The organism is Nonomuraea sp. NPDC049714 (assembly GCF_044465295.1).
In the GTDB taxonomy this organism is placed as follows: Bacteria; Actinomycetota; Actinomycetes; order Streptosporangiales; family Streptosporangiaceae; genus Nonomuraea.
Genome location: NZ_JBITLM010000010.1, coordinates 215,853 through 239,558, shown reverse-complemented (window position 1 = coordinate 239,558; position 23,706 = coordinate 215,853). Strand labels below are relative to the sequence as shown.

The following is a 23,706-nucleotide window of genomic DNA, read 5'->3' as shown; positions in this document are numbered from 1 at the left end:
CACGAGTGACGGCTCCAGCGCGGAGGGTGACCGGTTTCAGGCGTCGTTGAGCCCCTCCCCAAGACGCCGGCGGAACAGCGCCGCCCACTTTCCGTGGGTGCCGCTGGTCCGCCCGGCGACCCGGGTCGCGGACACCTCGGTGCCGGGCTCCTCCGCGGCCGTGGCCGCCGCAAGGTAGATCGGTTGCAGTCCTTCGCCGCGCGCGGGTCGCGGCTCGGGCCACAACCCCAACGCAGCGCACACCGAAGGTAGCACCGCGTAAGCGGCCTGTGCGTAACCTCGGTCAGATGGATGGAAACGATCCGGTCCGAACATTTCGCCCGGGTTTGTGTGGAATTCCGGTCCCAGGAGGTCGGCGAACGCCACCGTACGGCCACCCGCGTCCACCACCGCGACCGTCTGCGCGGCGGCGATCTGGCGGCTCCAGCGCCGGGCCACCCAGCGCAGCGGCTGGGCGAGCGGCCGGACCGTGCCGAGGTCGGGGCAGGTGCCGACGATCACCTCGGCGCCCACGTCACGCAGCCGCCGCACCGCCTTGATCAGGTGCCGCACGGAGGTGGCGGGCGAGGTCGCGGTGATGACGTCGTTGGCGCCGACGAAGAGCACCGCCACATCCGGCTCCATCGCCAGCGCGGCGTCCACCTGCTCGTCCAGCTCGGCGGAGGCCGCCCCCGACTTGCCCACGACGCACAGCAGCACCGGGCGCTCGGCGATCGCGGCCAGCCCGTTGGCGAGCATGACCGCCGGTGTCTTGGCGGGATCTGTCATGCCGAGCCCGATAGAGGTGGAATCGCCCAGCATGGCCAGTTTGATCGGCAGGCCGGGGTAGTCGCCGTAGACCCCGTCGGCAGGTGGGCCGTCCATGCCGTGCGGGCGTCCGATGGTCTTCCTCGCCAGCAGGCTCTCGGCGATCAGCAGCCCGTAGGCGGTGGCGCCGAGCGCCGTCAGGCCGCCGCCTCCCAGCGCGGCGGCCGTGGCGATGCGTCGTGCCGCGCGTGCCGTGCCCGCTGTCCAGACCACGTGTGCCTCCCTGGCCGAACTCGGCGGTAGCGTTTGCATGAAACTAGCCGAGGGCCTGCCACCTGCACGGGATCTCGGCCTCGGACCTGCTGACCAAGCTTTGGCAAAGAAGGTGACACCTCGGTGCGCGTTTATGATTCCCTGGTCGAGCTGATGGGCAACACCCCACTCGTCCGGTTGCACAAGGTTTCGGCGGGAATGCCGGCCCAGGTGCTCGCCAAAGTCGAGTACTTCAACCCCGGTGGGTCCGTCAAGGACCGCATCGCCGTCCGCATGATCGACGCTGCCGAGGCCTCGGGCGAGCTGCGGCCCGGCGGCGTCATCGTCGAGCCGACGTCCGGCAACACCGGCGTCGGCCTGGCCATCGTGGCCCAGCAGAGGGGCTACCGGTGCCTGTTCGTGGTGCCGGACAAGGTCGCCCAGGACAAGATCTCGGTCCTGCGCGCGTACGGCGCGGAGGTCGTGGTCTGCCCCAGCGCCGTCGCGCCCGAGCATCCGGAGTCCTACTACTCGGTCTCCGACCGGCTGGCCCGCGAGATCCCCGACGCCTGGAAGCCGGACCAGTATTCCAACGTCAACAACCCCGACTCCCACTACCACTCCACCGGCCCGGAGATCTGGGAGCAGACCGAGGGCAGGATCACCCACTTCGTCGCGGGCATCGGCACCGGGGGCACCATCAGCGGCACCGGCCGCTACCTCAAGGAGGTCTCCGGCGGCAGCGTGAAGATCATCGGCGCTGACCCGGAAGGGTCCGTCTACTCCGGCGGCTCCGGCAGGCCGTACCTGGTGGAAGGGGTGGGCGAGGACATCTGGCCGGCCACCTACGACACCAAGATCTGCGACGAGATCATCGCGGTGTCCGACAAGGACTCCTTCAACATGACCCGCAAGCTGGCCCGTGAGGAGGCGCTGCTGGTCGGCGGCTCCTGCGGGATGGCCGTGGTCGCGGCGCTCCAGGTGGCGGCCACGGCGGGGCCGGACGACGTGGTCGTGGTGCTGCTGCCCGACGGCGGCCGCGGCTACCTGTCCAAGATCTTCAACGACGACTGGATGGCCGACTACGGCTTCCTGACCACCACCTCGGAGGAGGGCCTGGTGCGCGACGTGCTGGCCCGCAAGGGGGCGAGCCTGCCCAACTTCGTGCACGCGCACCCGCACGAGTCGGTGGGCACGGCCATCGCCACCATGCGCGAATACTCCGTGTCCCAGCTTCCGGTGATGAACGAGGAGCCGCCGGTGATGGCGGCCGAGGTGGTCGGCTCGATCGTCGAGCGCGACCTCCTCGACGCTCTCTACCACGGCAAGCTGACCTCCGACGACCTGGTCTCGCAGCACATGTCCGCGCCGCTGCCCATGATCGGCAGTGGCGAGCCGGTGTCGATGGCGGTCGAGGCGCTGAAGTCGGCGGACGCCGCGGTGGTGCTCGAAGAGGGCAAGCCCGCCGGCCTCCTCACCCGCCAGGACCTGCTCACCTTCCTGGCCAACCACTGATTCGGAGCGGTGCGCCGCCGCTCGGGCGCGGCTCGACCGGCGTCCGCTTCGGTGCAGAGGTCACCGTGCCGACATCAGGTCCGCGGTGATGGGCACCTCGGGCAGGCCGGTGTTGGTGACCAAGGCGAGCTCGTGCCCGCGGCTGGTCGGCTGCCATTGGCCGCCGACCAGGGGGACGAGCGCGATGTTGGGGGTGGGGCCGCTCGTCCAGTCCAGCGACCCCGCCATGGTGGTGATGCGGGTGCTGCTGATCGCCTGGGCGATGGCGTGGCGGTCGGTGGGGTCGGCAGCGCGGGCCAGGGCATGGTGGGCGACCTCGATGAGGGCGTGGGCCAGGCCCAGGGGCTGCAGCCACGGGTTGCCCGTGACCTGCTGGTATGCCGTGGCCAGGTCGGCGGCGGTGGTGCCGTCCAGGCTGGAGCGGTAGGGGTGGTGCGGCGTCCAGTAGACCAGGGTGCCCACTCGCGCCTGAGCCAGTTCCTCGCTCCCGGCAGCTCCGGTGTGCGGGTAGGCCAGCCACCGCGAGCAGGTGATCAGGCGCGGGTGCAGCCCGGATCGGTGGGCCTGGCGGTGGAACAGCGTCAGGTCGGCGGCGGTGGCGGCGCTGGTGACGATGTCGGCGCCGTGCCGGCGCAGCTGGTCGACATGGTCACTCAGATCGACGGCGGGCTCCCGGTAGCCGCCGGGGTCGATCAAAGTGTGGCCGCGTTTCCTGGCCACGGGCGCGAAACCGTCACGGTCGTGGCGCAGCAGACGGCCTTGTAGGTCGTCGTTCCACAGGCATCCCACCGTCTGCGTCGCACCCAGGCGCTCCCACATCTCGGCGAACACGGTGGCGATGTCGTCCAGGCCCCAGGCGAAGTGGTAGGTCCATGCGAATCGTTGGTGCTCCTCGGCGCCGGCCCGGTGGACGTAGGCCTGCCAGGGGAAGGTGGTCGACACGCAAGGCACCTGGAGTTCTTCGCAAGCGTCGACCACTGCGGGCAGCACCTGGGTGCCCGCCATGGTGATCACGACGTGTGCCTGTTCGTCGGTGGCCAGTTCCCGTACGGCCTGGCGGGCGCGGACGGGGTCCGATCGGCTGTCGCGGATCGCGATGCGCAACGGGTGGCGGCGGCTCCCGTTGCGTAGGTGGGTCAGTCGTGGCGCCAGCCATGGGAGCAGAAATGACAGCGGATCTCCGAGCCGGGCCAGTCGCCCGGTCAGGGGGATCACGGCGCCTATGCACACCTGCGGATCTGCCATCATCACCTCGGTCTGCGGTCGTCGGGGCAGGGGTGTGGGGGCCTGGGCGGGCAGACCCCCCGGGCGGCTGCCCGGTCGTTACCCGTGCACGGTCACGCAGGTGGTGCGGCTCATGATGGAGATCGTCTCGTTCCCGCAGTTGTTGCTGTGGCCGGAGGCGTTGCGGGCGAACAGGAGGTTGGACAGGATGCCGCCGCTGGGGCCGGCGATGTCGCCGCCCTTGCCGGGGTTGTGGCGGTCCTTGGCGATACAGGTGCGCTCTTTGAGCAGGGAGAGCTTGCCCGTGCCGCAGAGGTTCGCGTGGCCGGAGGAGTTCCGCCCGGAGATGTTGGACAGCAGGCCGCCCGGGCCTGCGTCGCGGTCGCCCGTGGCGGCGCCGGCGGCGCCGATCCCGGCCGGCGCGGCCATGATGCCCGCCACGGCTGCTGCCACTACGAAGATTTTCCGTACTGTCTGCATGGTTCCCGTCTCACTTGTGCGGAAGGTTGTGCCGCCTGGTCGCATCCTGCGATCGGGCAGCACTGAGAGTAATGGAATCATCGCGTTCGGTTATAGAAATCTTCAAACGCCATGGTTCTGAGCGGCTGTGCCGGCCGGGCGGGGGGTCAGTGGAGAGGGAACTCGGCGCGGATCTCCCAGGCGCCCTCGGGGGTGAGGCCGGCGTCGAGGTGGCCGCCGAGCGCCTCGACCCGCTCCGCCATGCCCACGAGACCGAAGCCGCCGCCGAGGCGGGAGACCCTGGGGTCCGAGACCGAGTCGTAGTTGCGCACCCGCAGCACCACGACGGCGTCGTACCGCCGCAGGTCGGCCTCGACCCAGGCGGCCCGCGGCGCGTGCTTGCGGACGTTGGTGAGCGCCTCCAGCAGCACCCGGTGCAGGGTCGTCAGCACCTCGGGGGCCAGCGTGCGATCGTCGATGCCCTGGCCGATCTCGAACGCCACCTTCGGACCCTCCGCCGAGAAGCGGTCGGTGAGCAGCCGCAGGTCCGCGAGCGAGGTGCCGGGGCTGCGGGACGCCTCGTCGGCTCTGAGCACGGTGACCATCCGGCGCATCGAGGTGAGCGCCTCGCCGCCGGCCGTGGCGATGGCGTCGAGCGCCGGCACCACGGCCGCCGGGCTGGTCTCGGCGACCGTACGGGCGGCCTGTGCCTGCACGACGATGCCGGTGATGTGGTGGGCGACCAGGTCGTGCAGCTCCCTGGCCAGCTCCAGCCGTTCGGCGCGTCGTACGGAATGGACGGCCTCTTTACGGCGCTCCTGCTGGAAGCGCAGGTAGCCGCCGACGCCGGCGATCGTCGACCAGGCGGCGAACAGCAGGAACGCGAAGGCGAGGGCCTCGACGCTCGAGCTGCGGCCGAAGGCCTCGGTCATGAGCACGATCAGGCCGGCGCCGGTCAGGATGGCCGCCGTGCGGACCGGCTCCACGTGTCTGATCACGCCGAGGGAGAGGACGAGCAGCGCCCCCGTCTCCGCCGCGCCGGGCATGCCGGTGGTGCCCGAGAATCCCATGATCAACGAGGTGAGCATGGAGAGGGCGAACATGATGCCCAAGGTCTCCACCCGGAAGCGGCGGCGCAGGGCCACGGCCGCGATCCCGGCGACTCCGCAGCAGAACACCAGAATCTGGAGCCCCGCGGAGGTGATGGCGACGGCCAGGTCGGCCAGGAGCATGAGGCCGAGCCAGCCGAACATGGCGATCTCGCTCAGCCGGCGGATCCAGTAGACGACGCGTTTGGATTCCCGCACGGTCCGAGCCTAGGCCGCAAGTCGTAGAGGTCGTATCGACCATTCGGCCGAGCACGGGGGAGAGGGACCGGCCCTTCAGCCGAGGCGGGGACAGGGGGTGGGGAGCGATTCTGGATGAGCCGGAAGGGGGCGACCATGGTGGTCATCGGATTCGTACTACTGGGTGTCGGGCTGGTCATCGGGGTGCTGCTGGCACTGACCGACCCGGTGCTGCTGTCGCGCATCAACGGGGAGCCCGCTGAGGGGGCCAGCGGGCGGCACATCAGGGTGCGCGAGGCGGAGATCGTACGGCTGCCGCGCAGCAGGGCCGATGACCGCCGGGAGCCCACGGCCGCCTGAGACCGGCTCGCGCGGTATGGCGCGCGAGCCGCAGGGCATCGCGGGGGGTGATGCCCCGGCGCGGCCCGCGCTCTGTTGGGGAACGGAGCGCGGGCCGCGTCCGTTACGGTGGCGGTATGACCAACGGTTTCGAAACCCTGGCGATCCACGCAGGTCAGGAGCCTGATCCTGTGACCGGCGCGGTCGTGCCGCCGATATACGCGACCTCCACCTACAAGCAGGACGGTGTGGGCGGCCTGCGTTCTGGATACGAATACAGCCGCTCGGCCAATCCCACGAGGACGGCGCTCGAAGAGGCGCTGGCGGCGGTGGAGGGCGGGGCGCGCGGGCTGGCGTTCGCCTCCGGGCTCGCAGCCGAGGACACCCTGCTCCGCGCGGTGTGCAAGCCACAAGACCACGTCGTCATCCCGAACGACGCCTACGGCGGCACCTACCGGCTGTTCGCCAAGGTGCACGAGCGCTGGGGCCTGCACTACGACCCGGTGCCGCTCGGCGACCTGGACGCGGTGGCGTCGGCGCTGACCCAGAAGACGAAGGTCATCTGGGTGGAGACGCCCACCAACCCGCTGCTCGGCATCGCCGACATCGCGGCGCTGGCCCGGCTCGCCCATGACAACGGCTCGCTGCTCGTCGTCGACAACACCTTCGCCTCGCCGTACCTCCAGCAGCCGCTGGCGCTCGGCGCGGACGTCGTCGTGCACTCGACCACCAAGTACGTCGGCGGCCACTCCGACGTGGTCGGCGGCGCTCTCGTCGCGGCCGACCAGGGGCTCGGCGACGAGCTCGCCTACCACCAGAACGCGATGGGCGCGGTCGCGGGGCCGTTCGACGCGTGGCTGACGCTGCGCGGGCTCAAGACGCTCGGCGTGCGCATGGACCGCCACTGCGACAACGCCGAGCGAGTCGTCGACCTGCTGCTCGCGCACCCGAAGGTGACCCAGGTGCTCTACCCGGGGCTCGGCGAGCACCCCGGTCACGAGGTGGCCGCCAAGCAGATGAAGAGGTTCGGCGGCATGGTGTCGTTCCGGGTGGCCGGCGGCGAGGCCGAGGCGGTCGAGGTGTGCAACCGCACCGAGTTGTTCACGCTCGGCGAGTCGCTCGGCGGTGTCGAGTCGCTCATCGAGCATCCGGGCAGGATGACGCACGCCTCCGTGGCCGGCTCGCCGCTGGAGGTCCCCGGCGACCTGGTGCGCCTGTCGGTCGGCATCGAGACGATCGACGACCTGCTCGCCGACCTGACACGGGCGCTCGGCCAGTGATCAGGTGACGCTTCGCGCTGTGGGCTAGGGGTCACACGGCGACGGTTGCTGATTCGCCGCCACTTCGTCCCTGGGACGGCATCCGCAGCCCTGGACCTCCACTTGCGAAACGCGTCCGCCCGTCACCTTGCCGGCTTGACGGGCGGACGCTCGCTCTCGGCGGATGCTGACCTCCGACTGCGATAGAGCACCGTCATGATGGCCGGGATGTGTTTGGCCTCGGCCTTGTCCAGGGCTTTTGAGGCCAGGAAGAGCAGGACCAGTTGCCTACATATGTAGGCCATGAGCCATGCAACACCGCCGATGAGGTAGGCCCACCACGGCATGCTCGACAAGAGTGCGCTGCTCATCACGTGTCCTCTTCAAGGGGCATGACCTTGTAGTGGTTGGTATAGGTCGTGCGGTAGGCAATGGCGATACGCCTGGTGGCCGGCACGATGCCGCTGGCGCAGATGCACAGTGAGATCAGGCCGATCGGGCCATTCGCCAGGGCCATCACGAGGACGCAAACCGTCGCGGCGCCCGTCAGCGTGCCACCCAGAGCCGCACGGATGACGGTGTCGTCGTTGGTGGTGTCGAGCAGCTCGCCGATGACCACCTTTCCCGCGCCGGCGAAGTACAGGCCGCTGGCGATCGCCAGGATCACGGAGGTCACAACCCCCAGGGCGGGCGATTCGACCACCATGCCGACGAAAACGCCGACGAAAAAACCCGCGCCTGAGGCAAGGACGGTGACAATTCCCGCGGATACACCGCCGATGAGGCCAAGGACGAAGGCGATGGCCGTCAGCCCGATGAGCAGGCTTCTGGAGCTGCGTCTGCGGCTGCCATGGGGAGCCAGCTTGCGTACGCTCCGGTGTTGGTCGACGGCGAACGTGAGAGCCCGGATGATGCGTATTGAGGGGCTTCGGACCTCGTGATCGTCAAGGATGGCCGGGAGCTCTGCCGTCCACTCCCCGGTAGTAGCTTGGCGCGATGTCGATCGGCAGCTTGAGGCAGGCGCTGCGGATGAGGCGCTTCGCATTCCGTAAGGTACGGGGATGAAGGGCCATCACACCGCCCCTTGTGGCGAAGGCCTGGACGGTTGGAAGCCGTTACTCGTGGCGTCCAGGGACGCCCGAGCCAGCTCCTCCCGAGCGATGCGAATGCCGTCCCCGGTCAGCCGGTAGTACTTTCGCGGCGGACGCCCCGCCTCGTCGGCCGACTGCGACTCCCACTCGGCTGTGACCAGCCCCTCGTCCATGAGTCTGGCGAGCATGGGATAAAGCGTGCCGCTGGCCAGTCGGGCGGCCTTCATCAATTCGTAGCCGTAGCGGTCTTCCGTGGGATCTGCCAGAAAGGCCGCCAGCACCCGCGCCAGGGGCCCGGTTAGCTTCATGACTTAAATCTACCTATGTAGGCTACATATGTCGAGGCTACTCCTCCCTGGCTTGAGGAGTGGGTCATTCATGCTCCGCCACGTGTGCTCCGGCGGGCCGCGGTGACCGCGACAGGTACCTCGAACCCTCAAGATCGTGAAGCGTCTCCGGAAGGCTAGCCGGGCACCACCATCAGGAAGAGGATCACCAGCCAGATCACCGCGAGCAGGCCGCTGATGGCGGCGATCCGGCCGTTCTGCACCTTCGCGTCGTCGTCCTTCTCCTCGCTCTGGAGGGCCTGGACGGCGCCGCGCAGGTCGCGGTCGATGATGAAGAGCAGCACGATGCCGACGATGAACAACGTCATCGACGCCGTCATGTACCACTCGCCGAGCACCCCGCCGCCCAGCACCACGCCGAGCACCACCCCGAACACGAAGACGCCCAGCGCCGCGACGCTGTAGATCCGGGTCGTGCGCTGGATGTTGCGGAGCACGGGCAGGTTGTTGTCGCGGATGGCGCGCGGCGCGGCCATGGTTGCGGCGGTCAGCGGCCCGATGGTGAAGACCGCGAAGCCGATGTGCAGCCAGAGAAACAGGGACGACATGCGGGAGAGACTAGTCCCCGGCGATCTCGGCCGGGGACTCGACACTCTCTTTGCTTTCGGCGGAGCAGCGCATGATCAGCTCGTTGCCGACGATGGCGATGATCATCAGCGTGATGAGAATGACGGCGATCATTAGCACCCCCTCTTTCCCCGTAGCGGGCGGAAATACCGCCCGTAATGACTAGACGCTTGGGCGTCGGCACGAGTTCGGCCCAGGTATCGTTGTGCACCGCTGGATTTTCCTTACCTTCTGGGCACAAGGGGGTGCCGTCCGTGACCATCAGGCACGTCGAGCCGTATTCCGATGAGTGGCTGCAGCAGCCGGTCTGCTACGTGCGGCTAGTCGTCGAGCTGCTCGGAGCCGAGGTCGCCGACTGGTGGGAGGGCCCCTGCGATCCGCGCGAGGCGACCGTTCGCCTGGCGGACGGGGCCGCGCTGGTGTGGGACGAGGAGAGCGGCTGGCGGCTGGGCCGCCTCGTCTCCGGCGGTCCCGGCGAGCGCACCGAGCTGACCGGGTCCCGCTATCTGGGCGGCGGGCTGCTGCCCAGGCCGGAGCGGGTGCCCGCGGCGCTGGCCGACGCCCGCGCGGGCGTCGGCGCCTGCAGCGCGTGGCGTCCCTGCTACCGCTCCCACCGCAACTGCCACGACGGCTTCGACCTCGCGCTCGATTTCTACACGCGCCTCATCGACGCCTGACCGCTTTTACCCGCGCCTCATCGACGCCGGGCCGCGCGGGCCGGGACGTCAGCGTGCCCGGCGCACGCGCAGGAAGTCGCTCACCACGTATTCGCCCAGCCGGTCGGCGTCGGGCGAGAAGACGCGCCCGCCGTTGCGCCGGGCGACCTCGTCGACGAACTCCTTGAGCCGGTCGTCGCCCGCCAGCATGAAGACGTTGAGCGTGGCGCGGCGGCGGGTCATCTTGTCCACCTCGGCCAGCGTCAGCTCCAGCGTCTCCGACGACGGCGGCCACTCGAAGGCGGAGCGGCCGTTGCGCATCAGGTGGGCGGTCGGCTCGCCGTCGGTGACGACGAGCACCACCGGCTCGAAGTCGGGGTGGCGATCCAGGTGACGTCCCGCGATCAGCAGCGCGTGGTGCAGGTTGGTGCCCTGCACCATGTCCCAGTCGAGGCCGGCGAGCTCGTCCGGCTGCAGGACCCGCGCGTAGTTGGAGAAGCCGATGATCTGTACGGCGTCCTGCGGGAATTTGGCGGCCACCAGCGCCTGCAGGGCCAGCGCCGTCTGCTTGGCCGCGGCCCAGGTGCCCCGCAGGGCCATCGAGTAGGACAGGTCGACCAGCAGGCAGATGGCCGCGGCGCTGCGCCGCTCGGTCTCGGCCACCTCGAAGTCGTCGACGGACAGGCGCACGGATGTGCCGGCACCGGAACCGGTGCGCAGGCCGCCGCCGCGCACGCCGTTGACCAGGGTGCGGACCACGTCGATCGGCTGCTCGTCGCCGAACCGCCAGGGGCGTGACGAGCCGGTGAGCTCGCCCGCCGAGCCCGCGTCGTGCTGGTCGTGGTCGCCCCGCCGCCCGGCGTCGAGCGAGGAGAACACCCGGCGCAGCGCGGTCTCGCCGAGCCGCCGCACGGCCTTGGGGGTGAGCTCCAGCTTGCCGCGGCGGCGCAGGAGGTAGCCCTGCTCCTCCAGCTCCCGCTCGATCCGCTTCAGCCCTTCGAGGTCGTCGACGGCCGAGCGGCCGAGGGCACGGCGGACCGCGGCCTCGTCGATGTCGTCCAGCCTGGCCCCGGGGTAGTCCTGGCGCAGGGCGGTCTCCAGCTGGGCGAGGTCGGCCAGCTCCTCCAGGGCGGTGACGGCGTCGCCCATGCCGAGCGGCTCCTCGCCGGTCATCCGCTCGCCGGCGTCCCAGGCGAGGTCGGGGCGGCGGGCGGCGAGGGCCTCGCCGAGGCGGCGCATCTGGTCCGACAGCCCGGACTGGTCGAGGGTCTCGTCGATCAGGTTGCCGAGCTCCTCGCGCTGGCGCGGGGTCATCGAGGCGAGCATGCGCTGGGTGGCGGCGGCGCGGCGGGCGAGGGCGTCGACGAGCTCGTCGAGGTTCCGGGGCTTCTCCGGGAACATGTCGCCATATTTCGCGATGAAGTCGTCGAAGTCGGCCTGCTGGTGCTCGCCTCGGGCGTCCTTGTCCAGCATGTCGTTCAAGTCCGACATCATCTGGCGGACCCGCTCCATCGCCTCCGGGTCAGGATTCGCCAGCGCGTCGCGCAGCCCCTTGAACTGGCTGTCGAGAACCTCCCGCCGCAGCAGGTCGCGCAGCTCCTCGAAGGTCTGCCTGGCGGCGGCAGAGCGCCACTCGTAGGGCGTCAGCGCCTGGATGGCGCCGGCGGTGTCGTCGGGCAGGGTGTCGAGCTCGGCCTCACGCAGCCGGGCGTCGTCGGACGGGTCGGGGAACAGCTCGGCGCGCTCCTGCCCGATCGCCTTGTCCAGCAGCGCCCGTGCGCGCTCCAGGGTGCCGTCGAGCCGGCCGCTCTCCCGCAGCTCCCGGCGGCGTCGGCGTACCTCTCTGAGCATGTCGTCGAGGCCCCGGCGGTCTCGCGCGCCCGGCAGCCCGCGCTTGAGCAGGTCGCGCAGGGCGTGCACGGGCGTGGAGCCGGACAGGATGGCGTCGCCCATCTCGTCGAGAGCCGCACGCACGTCGTACGGCGGGGCGAGGGGGTCCGGGCCGTCGTGGAACTCGCCATAGCGGTAGGCCGTCACGGACCCACGCTAACCCCAGATGCTCCCCTTTGCGGACCCTGAGCCCGTACGTGTGGGTCCGCCTGTGGTGAACAGCGCCGAGGCGGCCCCGCCGGCGAAGCCGGGCGAGACCGCCCCGACGGTCAGGTCCGGTAGACGGCGACGCCGTCGAGGTCGTCCTTCGACAGCCGGCGCATCAGGTAGAGGCCCTCCAGGGTGAACTCCAGCGCCGCCGCCGCGTGTCCCGGAGACTCCTCGCCGGCGCCCATGCCCAGCGCGGTCATGATCTTGGCGAGGCCGTTGACCGGGCCGATCCGGTGCAGCAGCTCGCCCGCGCCGATCAGCTCGCCCGACTCCACCTGGTTGCCCTCGGCGAACTTGTCGGTGAGCGGCGACAGGTCCAAGCCGCCCAGCCGGCTCCTGAACGTCTCGGCCGTGGCCCGGCGCAGCAGGTGGGCCAGGATCTCGGTCTCCCTGCCCTCCTCGCTGACCTCGAACTCGACCTTGCCGCGCAGGCTGTGCACGACCGGGGCCAGGTCGCACACCCGGGTCACCGCCTGCTCCTCGCCGGCGATCGCGGCCCTGCGCACGGCGGAGGCCGAGGCGGTCTCGGCGGCCGCGATCGAGAAGCGCGCCGACACGCCGGAGCGGGCGTCGACGGCCGTGGACTCGCGGACCAGCCGGGTGAACCTGGCGATCGCCTCGATGAGGTGCTCGGGGATGTCGGCCCCGATGTCCGGCACGGTCTCCTGCCGGATGAGCGTGAGCTCGTCCTCGATCGTGAGTGGGTAGTGGGTGCGGACCTCGGCGCCGAAGCGGTCCTTCAGCGGGGTGATGATCCGGCCCCTGTTGGTGTAGTCCTCGGGGTTGGCGCTGGCGATGAGCAGGATGTCGAGCGGCAGCCGCAGGTTGTAGCCGCGCACTTGGATGTCGCGCTCCTCCAGCACGTTGAGCAGCGAGACCTGGATGCGCTCGGCCAGGTCGGGCAGCTCGTTGACGGAGAAGACGCCGCGGTTGGTGCGCGGGACCAGGCCGTAGTGGACGGTCTCGGGGTCGCCGAGCCGCCGCCCCTCGGCGATCTTGATCGGGTCGATGTCGCCGATCAGGTCGCCCACCGAGGTGTCGGGGGTGGCGAGTTTCTCGCCGTAACGCTCGTCACGGTGCTTCCACGCCACGGGGAGCTCGTCGCCCAGCTCGTCCGCCAGCGCGCGGCAGCGACCGCAGACAGGGGAGTAGGGATGGTCGTTGATCTCGCATCCCTCCACGACGGGGGTCCACTCGTCGAGGAGGCCGGTGACCGTGCGGATGAGCCGGGTCTTTCCCTGGCCCCGCTCACCGAGCAGGACCAGGTCATGCCCGGCGATCAGGGCCCGTTCGAGATGGGGCAGGACGGAGTCGTCGAAGCCCACGATGCCTGGGAAACGGGGCTCGCCCGCTCGGAGTTTGGCCAGCAGGTTTTCGCGGACCTCGGCTTTGACGGTGCGATGAACGTGGCCGCTCTCTCGCAACTCGCGAAGAATACGAGGCTGATGCACGGGATCGAGACTACGTCCCTCAGAGATGATGCGGGGAGAGTTTCGCATCTGGCGGAGATTTCGGATCTTGACTATTAGGTGACGGTTCGTGTGCGTGCTTGTCCTTTTAAGGGGGAGAATCGGGCCTAGGGGACTTGGACCTGCTGAGGGAGGCGAGAGGCGTGGCACTGATGACGAGCCGCTTCGCTGACGGCCTCGCCGTGGATTCCGATCTGGTGACGGCCGCGGAGAAGGCCGTCGGCCAAGCCCTGGCGAGACTCAACGGGCAAGCCGACCTGGTCTGTTTCTTCATCTGCGGCGAGGACCCAGAGGACGTGGCCAGGGCGGGCGAGCGCGCCATGCGGCTCGCCCCGGAGGCGCAGGTGATCGGCTGCAGCGCCACCGGGGTGATCGGCGACGGGCAGGGCGTGGAGCTGACGCCCGCCGTGAGCGCCTGGGCGGCGACCCTCGACGGGGCGGAGATCACGACCTTCGCGCTGGAGACGCTGACCGCCGAGGACAAGTTCGTGGTGGTCGGGCTGCCCGAGCGCGGCGCCGACGACCATGTGGCGATCATCCTCGCCGACCCCTACTCCTTCCCGACGGACGCCTTCGTCGAACGGTCCGTGGAGGTGCTCGGTGACCTGCCGTTGATCGGCGGCCTGGCCAACGGGCTCCAGGGCCGCGGGTCGGTCCGGCTGTTCGCCGACGGCGAGGTCTACACCGAAGGCGCGATCGGCGTGCTGATCAGCGGAGCCGTACGGGTCAGCACCGTGGTCAGCCAGGGCTGCCGCCCGATCGGCCCCAGCATGGTGGTCACCCGTTGCGAGGAGAACCTGCTGCTGGAGCTGGCCGGGCAGCCCGCCCTCTCCCGCCTTGAGGACATCGTCAGCGACCTCGACGAGGACGACCGCGAGCTGGTGGCCGCCGGACTGCAGATCGGCGTGGCCATGGATGAGTACGCCGAACGCCACGAACGCGGCGACTTCCTGATCAGAGGTGTGATCGGCATCGACCCCGAACGCGAGGCCGTGGCCATCGGCGACATCGTGGACATCGGCCGCACCGTGCGCTTCCAGGTGCGCGACGCCGCCACCGCCGACGAGGACCTCTACGACCTGCTCGACGCGCACCGCGAGGAGCTCGGCAGGGTCGACGGCGCGCTGCTGTTCTCCTGCAACGGCCGCGGCTCGGCGATGTTCGGCACCGCCGACCACGACCCCGTCGCCCTGCGCGACACGCTCGGCCCCATCGGCATGGCCGGGTTCTTCGCCGCCGGCGAGGTCGGGCCGGTCGCGGGCCACAACCACGTGCACGGCTTCACCGCCTCCGTGCTCGTCTTCTCCTCCTCCGGATCGGCGGGCGGCGCGTGATCCTGGCGATCGACGTGGGCGGCACCAAGATGGCCGCCGCCCTCGTCGGCCCCGACGGCACGCCGCGGCGGATCACGCGCGTCGCCACCCCGCAGCACGCGGACGGGCAGACCCTGTGGAAGACCCTCACCGACCTGATCGAGCCGCTCTCCGGCGAGGTGGAGGGGGTGGGGGTCGGCTGCGGCGGCCCGATGACCTGGCCGGACGGCGAGGTGTCACCGCTCAACATCCCCGGCTGGCGCGGCTTCCCGCTGCGCGCCAGGCTCGCGGCCCGCTTTCCCGGCCTTCCGGTACGGATACACAACGACGCGGTCTGCGTGGCCGTGGCCGAGCACTGGCAGGGCGCGGGCCGTGGCAGCGCCGACATGCTCGGGATGGTGGTGTCGACCGGGGTGGGCGGCGGGCTCATCCTCGGCGGACGCCTGATCAACGGCGGCACCGGCAACTCCGGGCACATCGGGCACGTCGTGGTGGAGCCCGAGGACGGGCCGCGGTGCGGGTGCGGCGGCCACGGCTGCCTGGAGGCGGTCGCCAGAGGCCCCGCCCTCACCGAGTGGGCCCTGTCCCAGGGCTGGACCCCGGCCACCCCCACCGGCAGAGAGGGCACCGCTCCTGGGGCCGCTGACCGGGGGGACACCGGCCGGGAATCCGAAGGCAGGCGAGCGGTGGGTCCGGGGATCGGTGATCCGTGTGCGGCCGGTCCGGGGATCGCCAATCTGGGGGCCGCCGGGGTGGGAGTCGTCGGGTCGGTGGCCGCCGGTGCTGTGGGGGCGGAGCCGTACCGGGAGGATCGGGCGGTCACCGGGCGCGCGCTGGCGGCGGACGCCCGGGCGGGTGACGAGGTGGCCGTGGCCGCGATGCGGCGGGCCGGACGCGCACTGGGCATCGCGATCGCGTCCGCCACCCATCTGTGCGACCTGGACCTGGTGACCATCGGCGGCGGCCTGTCGCAGGCGGGTGAGCCGCTGTTCGGGCCGCTGGAGGAGGCGCTGCGCGAGCACGCCCGCATGGACTTCGCCCGCCGGGTCCGGGTGGTGCCCGCTGCCTTGGGCCAGGAGGCGGGACTGGTCGGCGCGGCCGCGCTGATCTTGGCCGCGGAGCGCTACTAGGCGGCCATCGCCATGCTGCTCGGGGTGATGTTCCGGCCTTTGACCAGCAGCCACAGCATGAGGACCACTTCGCCGACGAAGGTGAACACGGCGGCGTCGGGTGTGTGACCGAGCACCGCGCCGAAGCTGTCCACGAGGTATCCGAGCCCCGCGATCCCGAGCAGGACGCCCACCACCCTGGCCCACCGGTAGGCCAGGTAGCCGAGAAGCAGCAGGTGAAGGCCGAAGAAGGTGACCAGGTTCTCCAGGACGGCCATCGCGAAGAGGGATAACCCCGCGACCAGGGCAGGCCCGCGCATCGTTCCGGACGAGTTCATTTCCCCTCCTGGGGCTCGAACACGAGTCAGGTAAAGAATCTTTGACATCGTCAAAGTAACAAAAGACGGACATCGTGTCTATGATTCTTTACATCAGGAGGAGCGGTGTCCTGGCGCCGGGGGCTTGCCAGGTCAGAGGGTGGGACGCTTCGGCTGGAAGAGCCAGGCGTCGAAGAGAGCGTCGAGCTGCTTGCCCGACATGCGCTCGGCCAGCGCGACGAACTGCTCCGTCGTGACGGAGCCGTACTGGTGCTCGCTGGTCCAGGTCTTGAGCAGCTCGAAGAACGTCTCGTCGCCGATGGCCCCGCGCAGCGCGTGCAGCGTCATCGCGCCACGGCTGTAGACGGACTCGTTGAACAGGTCGTCGGGCCTGGCGCGGCCGGGCGGGTAGGCCCAGATGGAGTCGTTCGCCGGGCGCTCGTAGAAGGATTTGAAGGAGGCGTCGGCGGTGCCGGTGCCCTTGTGCTCGGCCCAGAGCCACTCGGCGTAGGTGGCGAAGCCCTCGTTGAGCCACAGGTCCTTCCAGCGCTTGATGCTCAGGCTGTTGCCGAACCACTGGTGGGCCAGCTCGTGGGCGATGATGTCCGCGCCGGGCTCGAAGCCGCCGTAGAGGGGCTTGGTCTGGTTCTCCAGCGCGTAGCCGGCCGAGAAGTCGTCGACCACGCCGCCCGTGGAGGAGAACGGGTAGCGGCCGAACACGGTGCCCCAATGGTCGGTGATCTCGGCGGAGAGCTTGTAGAGCTTGTCCAGCGAGCCGGCGAACTTGGGGTCGACCGCCGCGAGGTTGCGGATGCCGCCCGGAGTCGTGCCCTGCCGGAGCCGGAACTTGCCGACCGTGGCCGTCGCCAGGTAGGTGGTCATCGGGTGCGCTTCGCGCCAGGTGAAGGTGGTCTTGCCGCCCGAGGTCCGCGGCTTGCCGGTGAGCTCGCCGTTGGCCAGCGCGGTCACGCCCTTGGGCACGGTGATCTCGAAGTCGAAGGTGGCCTTGTCGGCGGGGTGGTCGTTGCCGGGGAACCAGGTCCTGGCGCCGTTGGGCTCGCAGGCCACGAACGCGCCGTCGGGGGTCGGGATGAAGCCGTACCGGCCGAGGTTGGAGGAGTCCACGACCGGCTGCGGGACGCCCGCGTAGGCCACCTTGACGGTGAAGGCCGACCCCTGCCGCAGCGGCGCGGCGGGGGCGACGGTCAGCTCGTGGCCCGCGCGGGAGAACGTCGCGGCGGCCCCGTCAACGGAGACCTCGCTCACCTTGAAGCCCTTGAGGTCCAGGTTGAACCGGGTCAGCGACTGCTTGGCCGTGGCCTGGATCGTCGCCACGCCGTCGAGCCGCCGGCCCGCCGGGGTGTAGCCGAGCTTGAGCGCGTAATGGGAGACGTCGTAGCCGCCGTTGCCGTCGAGGGGGAAGTCGGCGTCGCCGATCCCCGGCGCGCCGGCCTGGGCGGAGAGTCGCTCGGCCGGGCGGGCCGCCCCGTCGGACGGCCCGCAGGCGAGCGCGCCCATCAGGGTGGCCAGGAGAACGGCGGCCTGCCGCTTGGTGGACCTCATCTGTGCTACGTCCCCCTTCGATGCGTGACCACAAGACTACGCTGAGTCAGGCACCGCTGGAGACGCCTCGGGTCAGAGGTTTCCCCTGCGCTCCTGCTCGCGCTCGATGGCCTCGAAGAGCGCCTTGAAGTTGCCCTTGCCGAACCCGAGCGAGCCGTGCCGCTCGATGAGCTCGAAGAAGACCGTCGGCCGGTCCTGCACCGGCTTGGTGAAGATCTGCAGCAGGTAGCCGTCCTCGTCCCTGTCGACCAGGATCTTGCGCTTCTTCAGCTCCTCGATCGGCGCCCTCACCTCGCCGATGCGGCCGCGCAGTTCGGGGTCGTCGTAGTAGGAGTCGGGCGTGTCGAGGAACTCCATCCCGGCCGCGCGCATGTGGTCGACCGTGGTCAGGATGTCGTTGGTGGCCAGCGCGATGTGCTGCACGCCGGGCCCGCCGTAGAACTCCAGATACTCGTCGATCTGCGACTTCTTGCGGCTGACCGCCGGCTCGTTCAGCGGGAACTTGACCTTGCGCGAGCCGTCCGCGACGACCTTGGACATCAGCGCCGAATACTCCGTGGCGATGTCGTCGCCGACGAACTCCGCCATGTTCGTGAAGCCCATGACCTTCCGGTAGAACTCCACCCACTCGTCCATCTTGCCGAGCTCGACGTTGCCCACACAGTGGTCGACGGCCTGGAACAGCCGCCCGGTCCTGGTGGCGGGCGGCGCGACGAGCGGCGCGGCGGGCTGGTAGCCCGGCAGGTACACGCCGCCGTAATTGGCCCTGTCCACGAGTGTGTGCCGCGTCTCGCCGTAGGTGGCGATCGCCGCGAGCACGACCTTGCCGCGCTCGTCCTCCATCGTGTACGGCTCCGCCAGGCCGCGCGCGCCGTGGGCCACGGCGTGCCGATAGGCCGCCTCCACGTCCGGGACCTCCAGGGCCAGGTCGATCACTCCGTCGCCGTGCTCGGCCACGTGCCTGGCCAGGTCGGTGCCGGGCCTGATCGAGGACCGGAGCTCGAACCTGGCGCTGCCCGAGGTGAGTACGTAGGCCACCTCGTCGCGGCTGCCGTTCTCCGGCCCGCGATAGGCCACCAGCTTCATGCCGAAAGCCGTCGAGTAGTAGTGGGCTGCCTGCTTGGCGTTGCCGACGGCGAACACCACGGCATCCATCCCGTTGACCGGAAAGACATCGCTCATAGAGCTAACTCTCGATAGAGATGGACGAGTTGTGCAAGAGTTGCTTAAAATAGTGGACAATCTGCCCACTGCTGGACGGCATCCACCGGAGAATCTGTACACCATGACGATCGATGAGCTGGACGCCCGGTTGATCGCGCTGCTGTCCGCCGAGCCGAGGCTCGGCGTGCTGGAGTGCTCGCGCAGGCTCGGCGTCGCCCGCGGGACCGTCCAGGCACGGCTGGACAGGCTGGCCGCCCGGGGCGTCATCACCGGGTTCGGCCCCGACATCTCGACCGAGGCGCTCGGCTACGACGTCACCGCCTTCGTCCTGATGGAGATCCGCCAGGTCGCCGGGCACGACCCGGTCGCCGACCGGCTGGCGCTCATCCCCGAGGTGCTGGAGGTGCACACCATCACCGGCGGCAGCGACCTGCTGTGCCGGGTGGTGGCCCGGACCAACGCCGATCTGCAGCGGGTCATCGACGAGATCGTGGACGTCCAGGGCGTGCTCAGAACGTCGTCGATCATCGCCCTGGACACCCCGGTTCCGTACCGAGTCCTCCCGTTGGTCGCCGATGTCCCTCGCCGGGCGGCGCGCGAGCCGTAGCATCGGCGGAGGGACGATGCACCGTTATCGATCGTTTACCCTTGTGACCTTCGCCCAGGTGACGGGGGGATCGACGGACGTGATCGGGGGGTGACGGCATGCGGAAGCGGCGATGGCTCCGTATCTCACTGATTGTCGGTGGCTCGGGGTTCCTCGTGCTGGCCGCGCTTTTCGGCATCGCGTGGGCGATGACCCCCATCCCGGACACCACCCAGAAGGACGCCACGGCGCAGGGCTCGGTCATCTACTACCGCGACGGCAAGAGCGTCATCGCCCGGCAGGGGGTCGACCGCCGCACCGTGGAGCTGGCCAAGGTGCCCGAGCACGTGCGCGACGCCGTGATCGCGGCCGAGAACCGCTCGTTCTACGAGGACGGCGGCGTCTCGGCCAAGGGCACCACGCGAGCCCTGTGGTCGACGCTCACCGGCCAGCAGCTCCAGGGCGGCTCCACCATCACCCAGCAGCTGGTGCGTAACTACTACAGCGGCCTGAGCCAGGAACGGTCCATCACCCGCAAGTTCAAAGAGATCATGATCTCGATCAAGGTCGACCAGTCCAAGTCCAAGGACTGGGTGCTGGAGCAGTATCTCAACACCATCTACTTCGGCCGCGGCGCCAACGGCGTCCAGGCCGCGGCCCAGGCCTACTTCGGCAAGGACGTCGACGAGCTCGGCGTCGCCCAGGGCGCCTACCTCGCCGCGGTCATCCAGCAGCCCAGCCGCTTCGCCGACCCCAAGGGCGCCGACCTCGACGCCGCCGAGGTCCGCTGGCGGTCGGTCGTCCAGGCCATGGTCGAGACCGGCGCGCTCACCGCCGAGGAGGCCGCCGAGCAGAAGTTCCCCAAGCTGACCGCGCCGAAGAAGCCGTTCCAGCTCAAGGGGCAGGCGCAGTACATGCTGGAGCAGGTGACCTCGGAGCTCAACCGGCGCGGCTACTCCGACGAGGACATCAACGGCGGCGGCCTCAAGATCGTCACCACCTTCGACAAGAAGCTCATGGAGGCGGCCGAGCGCGCCGTCAAGGAGACGCTGCCGGACTCCACACCCAAGAAGGTGCGCACCGGCCTGGCCGCGGTCGACCCGGCCACCGGCGAGATCGTCGCCTTCTACGGCGGCAGCCCCGACCAGACGAAGTACGACAACGCCTTCTCCGCCAAGGTGATGGCCGGCTCCACCTTCAAGCCCTATACGCTGGCCGCCGCGCTGGACAACGGCTTCGAGCTGTCCACCAGGGTCAACGGCAACTCCCCGATGCGGGTGGCCTCCGCCCCCGACACCCCCATCCCCAACGACAGCGGCCGCTCCTACGGGCAGATCAACCTGGTGAGCGCCACCCAGAACTCCGTCAACACCGCCTTCGTGGACCTCGCCCAGAAGGTGGGCACCGACAAGGTCGCCGCCACCGCCACCGCCATGGGCATCCCGGCCCAGCAGCTCGGCCCGCACGTCGAGGCCGCCACCTTCCCGCTCGGCGTGGCCTCCGTGAGCGCCGTGCAGAACGCGTCCGGCTTCTCCACCCTCGCCAACGGCGGCGTCCACATGGAGGCGCACGTGGTCAAGCGCGTCACCGGCGCCGACGGCAAGAAGGACACGATCAAGCCGGTCGCCACCGAGGCCGTCAGCAAGCAGGCGGCGGCGGACGCCACCTACGCGATGCGGCAGGTCGTGCAGTACGGCACCGGCACGGCGGCACGGCTCTACGACCGTCCCGTGGCGGGCAAGACGGGCACCACGGACGACTCCCGGTCGGTCTGGTTCAACGGCTTCACCCCGCAGCTGGCCGTCGCGGTGGACATGTTCCGCTCCGACAACAAGCCGGTCAGCGTCCCCGGTTACGGAGTGCAGTTCGGCGGTCAGCTGCCGGCGCAGATCTGGCGGGCGTTCATGACCGAGGCCATGCGGGACAAGCCCGTCGAGGACTTCCCCGAGCCGTCCGGCCTCGGCTACACGCCGGACTACTCCGCGCCGGAGCGCGACTACGACGAGCGCCCCACCACCGCCCCCACCCGGCAGCCGGAGCAGTGGGACGACGTCCCGGAGAACGAGGCCACCGAGCCGCCTCTCATCGACGACGCGCCGATCGAGGAGGGCCCCGTCGAGGAGGAGCAGGGACCTCCCGAGCGGGACACGGACCAACCGGCCGAGCCGGACCTCCAGCCCTCCGGCCGCCCCGACGACGGCGAAGCCGACCCGGCCGACCTCGGCTGACCACCCGGTCGCGCCGCCACCCGGTCGCGCCGCCACCCGGTCGCGCCGCCACCCGGCCGTGTAGATCTGACGATCAGGCGGCCGGGGCGCGGTGGGGCTAGCGGTCGGCCAGCTGGGCCCGTAGGTCTTCGGGGGTGGTGACGGGCAGCCGGCAGGTGAAGCCGCGGCACACGTAGGCCGCCGGCGCGCCGGCGATCAGCTGCCGCCCTTCCAGCAGCGGCACCCCGCCGTCCGCGACCCCGCCGTCCGCGACCCCGCCGTCCGCGACCCTGCCGGCCGGCGTCGCGGGGCCGCCCAGGGCGATCACCAGGCCGGGCACGTCGGCGAGGTAGGCCTCCCGATGCAGGATCTGGGTACGCGGGTCGCCGGGCGGCCCGACGACCGCCACCTCGACCGGCCCGTCGAGCGCCGCCCGCGCCACCGCGAGCCCCCAGCCGGCGAACCGGGCGTGCTTGGCCGCCAGCACCGAGACCGTGCCGAGGGCCGCGTGCGCCGCCTCCCGGTGCCTGCTGGAGCCGGTCAGGGCGGCGTACGACAGCAGCGCCCCCGCCGCGGCGTACTGCCCAGAGGGCGTGGCGTTGTCGGTGGGGTCCTGCGGCCGCTGGAACAGCCGCTCGGCGTCGTCCGCGGTGTCGAAGAAGCCGCCTGTCCCGTCGGCGAACCGGTCGAGCAGGGTGTCGAGCAGCGTGCCCGCCAGCCGGAACCAGCGCGTCTCCCCGGTCGCCCCGTAGAGGGCGATCAGCCCCTCGGCCAGGTTGGCGTAGTCCTCCAGCACTCCGGCGTTCGTGCCCGCCCGGCCGTCGCGGGAGGTCCGCAGCAGTCTGCCGTCGGCCACGTGCACCCGTTCGAGCAGGGTCGCGGCGGCCTCCGCGGCCGTCACCAGGTCAGGCCGGTCGAGCGCCATGCCGGTCTCGGCCAGGGCCGCGATGGCGAGCCCGGTCCAGCCGGCCACCACCTTGTCGTCCCGTCCTGGACGTACGCGCTCCTCCCGGGCGGCGAGCAGCCGCTCGCGCACGCTCGCCAGCCGGGCGGGGTCGGCGGGGTCCTGCGGGAGCTGCAGGACGGATGTGCCGTGCTCGAACGTGCCGGTCACGTCGAACACCTCGGCCGCCCACGCCCCGTCGTCGTCGCCGAGCACCTCGCTCAGCTGCTCGGGCGTCCAGACGTAGAAGCGGCCCTCCTCGCCCTCGCTGTCGGCGTCCAGGGCGGAGGCGAAGCCGCCCTCGGCGGTGCGCAGCTCGCGCAGCAGCCAGTCGGCGGTCTCCAGCGCCACCCGACGGGCCAGGGGGCCGCCGCCGGCCCGCCACCAGTGGGTGTAGACCCGCAGCAGCAGCGCGTTGTCGTACAGCATCTTCTCGAAGTGCGGCACCACCCAGCCGGCGTCCACGCTGTAGCGGGCGAAGCCGCCGCCGAGCTGGTCGTAGATGCCGCCGCGCGCCATCGCGGCGAGCGTCGTGCCGCTCATCTCGCGCTCACCGGAGCGCAGCAGGAACTCCAGCACCATCGACGGCGGGAACTTCGGCGCGCCGCCGAAGCCGCCGCGCACCGGATCGAACGACTCGCGCAGGTTGCGTACGGCCGTCTCCAGCGTGTCCTCGGTGGGCAGCGGCCCGCTGGGCAGGGAGGCGCTGGAGTTGAGCACCTCCACCACCTTCGAGCCCTGCTCCAGCACGGTCGCCCGGTCGTTGGCCCACGCGCCGGACAGGCCCTGCAGCAGCCGCTGGAACTGGGGGCGCGGGAAGTAGGTGCCGCAGTAGAAGGGATGCCCCTCGGGTGTGGCGAACACGGTCATCGGCCAGCCGCCCTGCTGGGTCATGGCCTGGGTGGCGCTCATGTAGACGGCGTCGACGTCGGGGCGTTCCTCGCGGTCCACCTTGATGTTGACGAAGTTGTCGTTCATCAGCCGGGCGGTGTCGGGATCCTCGAAGCTCTCGTGCGCCATGACGTGGCACCAGTGACACGCCGAGTAGCCGACGCTGATCAGCAGCGGTACGTCGCGGCGCCGGGCCTCGGCGAACGCCTCCTCGCCCCACGGGTGCCAGTCGACGGGATTGCCCGCGTGCTGCAGCAGGTAGGGGCTCGTCGCGTCCTGCAACCGGTTCATTACTTCACTTT

At 70.4% G+C, this 23,706-nt stretch carries 23 protein-coding genes; 8 read left to right on the top strand and 15 right to left on the bottom strand.

Features of this window, described 5'->3' with window-relative positions:
• Window positions 1-36 precede the first annotated feature (36 nt).
• Window positions 37-1,020 (bottom strand): SGNH/GDSL hydrolase family protein, encoded by a 984-nt coding sequence (locus ACIBQX_RS34365; protein WP_397011968.1) that lies wholly within the window; start codon window positions 1,018-1,020, stop codon window positions 37-39.
• A 123-nt stretch (window positions 1,021-1,143) separates the two neighbouring features.
• Here ACIBQX_RS34365 and ACIBQX_RS34360 point away from each other — a divergent pair, with 123 nt between their 5' ends.
• Window positions 1,144-2,514, top strand: a complete 1,371-nt coding sequence (locus ACIBQX_RS34360; protein WP_397011966.1) for a cystathionine beta-synthase — start codon at window positions 1,144-1,146, stop codon at window positions 2,512-2,514.
• Between the two features lie 60 nt (window positions 2,515-2,574).
• On the opposite strand, the gene ACIBQX_RS34355 is transcribed toward ACIBQX_RS34360, so the two are convergent.
• The 3 genes from ACIBQX_RS34355 to ACIBQX_RS34345 all read right to left on the bottom strand — a co-directional run bounded on the left by ACIBQX_RS34355 (window position 2,575) and on the right by ACIBQX_RS34345 (window position 5,504).
• A complete protein-coding gene (locus ACIBQX_RS34355; RefSeq protein WP_397011964.1) occupies window positions 2,575-3,762 on the bottom strand; it encodes an ABC transporter substrate-binding protein in 1,188 nt (395 codons plus the stop codon).
• A 75-nt stretch (window positions 3,763-3,837) separates the two neighbouring features.
• The gene (locus tag ACIBQX_RS34350; RefSeq protein WP_397011962.1) at window positions 3,838-4,191 is read right to left on the bottom strand and encodes a hypothetical protein; all 354 of its coding nucleotides are present in this window, start codon (window positions 4,189-4,191) and stop codon (window positions 3,838-3,840) included.
• Between the two features lie 173 nt (window positions 4,192-4,364).
• On the bottom strand, window positions 4,365-5,504 hold the full coding sequence (locus ACIBQX_RS34345; RefSeq protein ID WP_397011960.1) for a sensor histidine kinase: 1,140 nt from the start codon (window positions 5,502-5,504) through the stop codon (window positions 4,365-4,367).
• Window positions 5,505-5,618: 114 nt separating this feature from the next.
• Between ACIBQX_RS34345 and ACIBQX_RS34340 the strand changes: the two genes are divergently transcribed.
• Both ACIBQX_RS34340 and ACIBQX_RS34335 read left to right on the top strand, forming a co-directional pair.
• A complete protein-coding gene (locus ACIBQX_RS34340; RefSeq protein WP_397011959.1) occupies window positions 5,619-5,843 on the top strand; it encodes a hypothetical protein in 225 nt (74 codons plus the stop codon).
• A 116-nt stretch (window positions 5,844-5,959) separates the two neighbouring features.
• Window positions 5,960-7,102, top strand: a complete 1,143-nt coding sequence (locus ACIBQX_RS34335; protein WP_397011957.1) for a cystathionine gamma-synthase — start codon at window positions 5,960-5,962, stop codon at window positions 7,100-7,102.
• A gap of 122 nt (window positions 7,103-7,224) precedes the next feature.
• Here ACIBQX_RS34335 and ACIBQX_RS34330 read toward each other — a convergent pair whose 3' ends face one another.
• The 5 genes from ACIBQX_RS34330 to ACIBQX_RS34310 all read right to left on the bottom strand — a co-directional run bounded on the left by ACIBQX_RS34330 (window position 7,225) and on the right by ACIBQX_RS34310 (window position 9,200).
• Entirely contained in the window at window positions 7,225-7,452 is a 228-nt protein-coding gene (locus ACIBQX_RS34330) for a hypothetical protein (protein WP_397011955.1), read from the bottom strand.
• Window positions 7,452-8,126: a hypothetical protein gene (locus ACIBQX_RS34325; protein ID WP_397011953.1), complete on the bottom strand. Its 675-nt coding sequence runs from the start codon at window positions 8,124-8,126 to the stop codon at window positions 7,452-7,454. Before ACIBQX_RS34325 ends, ACIBQX_RS34330 begins: the two co-directional genes overlap by 1 nt.
• A 27-nt stretch (window positions 8,127-8,153) precedes the next feature.
• On the bottom strand, window positions 8,154-8,480 hold the full coding sequence (locus tag ACIBQX_RS34320; protein ID WP_397011951.1) for a PadR family transcriptional regulator: 327 nt from the start codon (window positions 8,478-8,480) through the stop codon (window positions 8,154-8,156).
• A gap of 155 nt (window positions 8,481-8,635) precedes the next feature.
• Window positions 8,636-9,067: a hypothetical protein gene (locus ACIBQX_RS34315; protein ID WP_397011949.1), complete on the bottom strand. Its 432-nt coding sequence runs from the start codon at window positions 9,065-9,067 to the stop codon at window positions 8,636-8,638.
• Between the two features lie 10 nt (window positions 9,068-9,077).
• Entirely contained in the window at window positions 9,078-9,200 is a 123-nt protein-coding gene (locus ACIBQX_RS34310; RefSeq protein WP_397011947.1) for a hypothetical protein, read from the bottom strand.
• Window positions 9,201-9,340: 140 nt separating this feature from the next.
• Between ACIBQX_RS34310 and ACIBQX_RS34305 the strand changes: the two genes are divergently transcribed.
• Window positions 9,341-9,763 (top strand): DUF6292 family protein, encoded by a 423-nt coding sequence (locus tag ACIBQX_RS34305; protein ID WP_397011945.1) that lies wholly within the window; start codon window positions 9,341-9,343, stop codon window positions 9,761-9,763.
• 48 nt (window positions 9,764-9,811) lie between these two features.
• On the opposite strand, the gene ACIBQX_RS34300 is transcribed toward ACIBQX_RS34305, so the two are convergent.
• Both ACIBQX_RS34300 and ACIBQX_RS34295 read right to left on the bottom strand, forming a co-directional pair.
• Complete coding sequence (locus tag ACIBQX_RS34300) at window positions 9,812-11,779, bottom strand: VWA domain-containing protein (protein WP_397011943.1); 1,968 nt, start codon at window positions 11,777-11,779, stop codon at window positions 9,812-9,814.
• A gap of 122 nt (window positions 11,780-11,901) precedes the next feature.
• The gene (locus tag ACIBQX_RS34295; protein WP_397011941.1) at window positions 11,902-13,341 is read right to left on the bottom strand and encodes a sigma 54-interacting transcriptional regulator; all 1,440 of its coding nucleotides are present in this window, start codon (window positions 13,339-13,341) and stop codon (window positions 11,902-11,904) included.
• A 122-nt stretch (window positions 13,342-13,463) separates the two neighbouring features.
• Between ACIBQX_RS34295 and ACIBQX_RS34290 the strand changes: the two genes are divergently transcribed.
• The gene (locus tag ACIBQX_RS34290; RefSeq protein WP_397012231.1) at window positions 13,464-14,645 is read left to right on the top strand and encodes an FIST N-terminal domain-containing protein; all 1,182 of its coding nucleotides are present in this window, start codon (window positions 13,464-13,466) and stop codon (window positions 14,643-14,645) included.
• A complete protein-coding gene (locus ACIBQX_RS34285) occupies window positions 14,642-15,754 on the top strand; it encodes an ROK family protein (RefSeq protein ID WP_397011939.1) in 1,113 nt (370 codons plus the stop codon). Before ACIBQX_RS34290 ends, ACIBQX_RS34285 begins: the two co-directional genes overlap by 4 nt.
• Here ACIBQX_RS34285 and ACIBQX_RS34280 read toward each other — a convergent pair.
• The 3 genes from ACIBQX_RS34280 to hppD form a co-directional block, all read right to left on the bottom strand.
• Window positions 15,751-16,071: a DUF4386 family protein gene (locus ACIBQX_RS34280; protein WP_397011937.1), complete on the bottom strand. Its 321-nt coding sequence runs from the start codon at window positions 16,069-16,071 to the stop codon at window positions 15,751-15,753. The genes ACIBQX_RS34285 and ACIBQX_RS34280 overlap by 4 nt on opposite strands.
• Window positions 16,072-16,203: 132 nt before the next feature.
• Window positions 16,204-17,613: a M1 family metallopeptidase gene (locus ACIBQX_RS34275; RefSeq protein WP_397011935.1), complete on the bottom strand. Its 1,410-nt coding sequence runs from the start codon at window positions 17,611-17,613 to the stop codon at window positions 16,204-16,206.
• A gap of 72 nt (window positions 17,614-17,685) precedes the next feature.
• Window positions 17,686-18,795 carry a 4-hydroxyphenylpyruvate dioxygenase gene (gene hppD, locus ACIBQX_RS34270; RefSeq protein WP_397011933.1) on the bottom strand — a complete coding sequence of 370 codons (1,110 nt, stop codon included), beginning with the start codon at window positions 18,793-18,795 and terminating at the stop codon, window positions 17,686-17,688.
• A gap of 103 nt (window positions 18,796-18,898) precedes the next feature.
• Here hppD and ACIBQX_RS34265 point away from each other — a divergent pair, with 103 nt between their 5' ends.
• Window positions 18,899-19,384 carry an Lrp/AsnC family transcriptional regulator gene (locus ACIBQX_RS34265; RefSeq protein ID WP_397011931.1) on the top strand — a complete coding sequence of 162 codons (486 nt, stop codon included), beginning with the start codon at window positions 18,899-18,901 and terminating at the stop codon, window positions 19,382-19,384.
• Between the two features lie 98 nt (window positions 19,385-19,482).
• Entirely contained in the window at window positions 19,483-21,591 is a 2,109-nt protein-coding gene (locus tag ACIBQX_RS34260; RefSeq protein WP_397011929.1) for a transglycosylase domain-containing protein, read from the top strand.
• 97 nt (window positions 21,592-21,688) lie between these two features.
• On the opposite strand, the gene ACIBQX_RS34255 is transcribed toward ACIBQX_RS34260, so the two are convergent.
• Window positions 21,689-23,695, bottom strand: coding sequence for a thioredoxin domain-containing protein (locus ACIBQX_RS34255; protein WP_397011927.1), 2,007 nt, complete (start codon window positions 23,693-23,695; stop codon window positions 21,689-21,691).
• Between the last annotated feature and the right edge of the window lie 11 nt (window positions 23,696-23,706).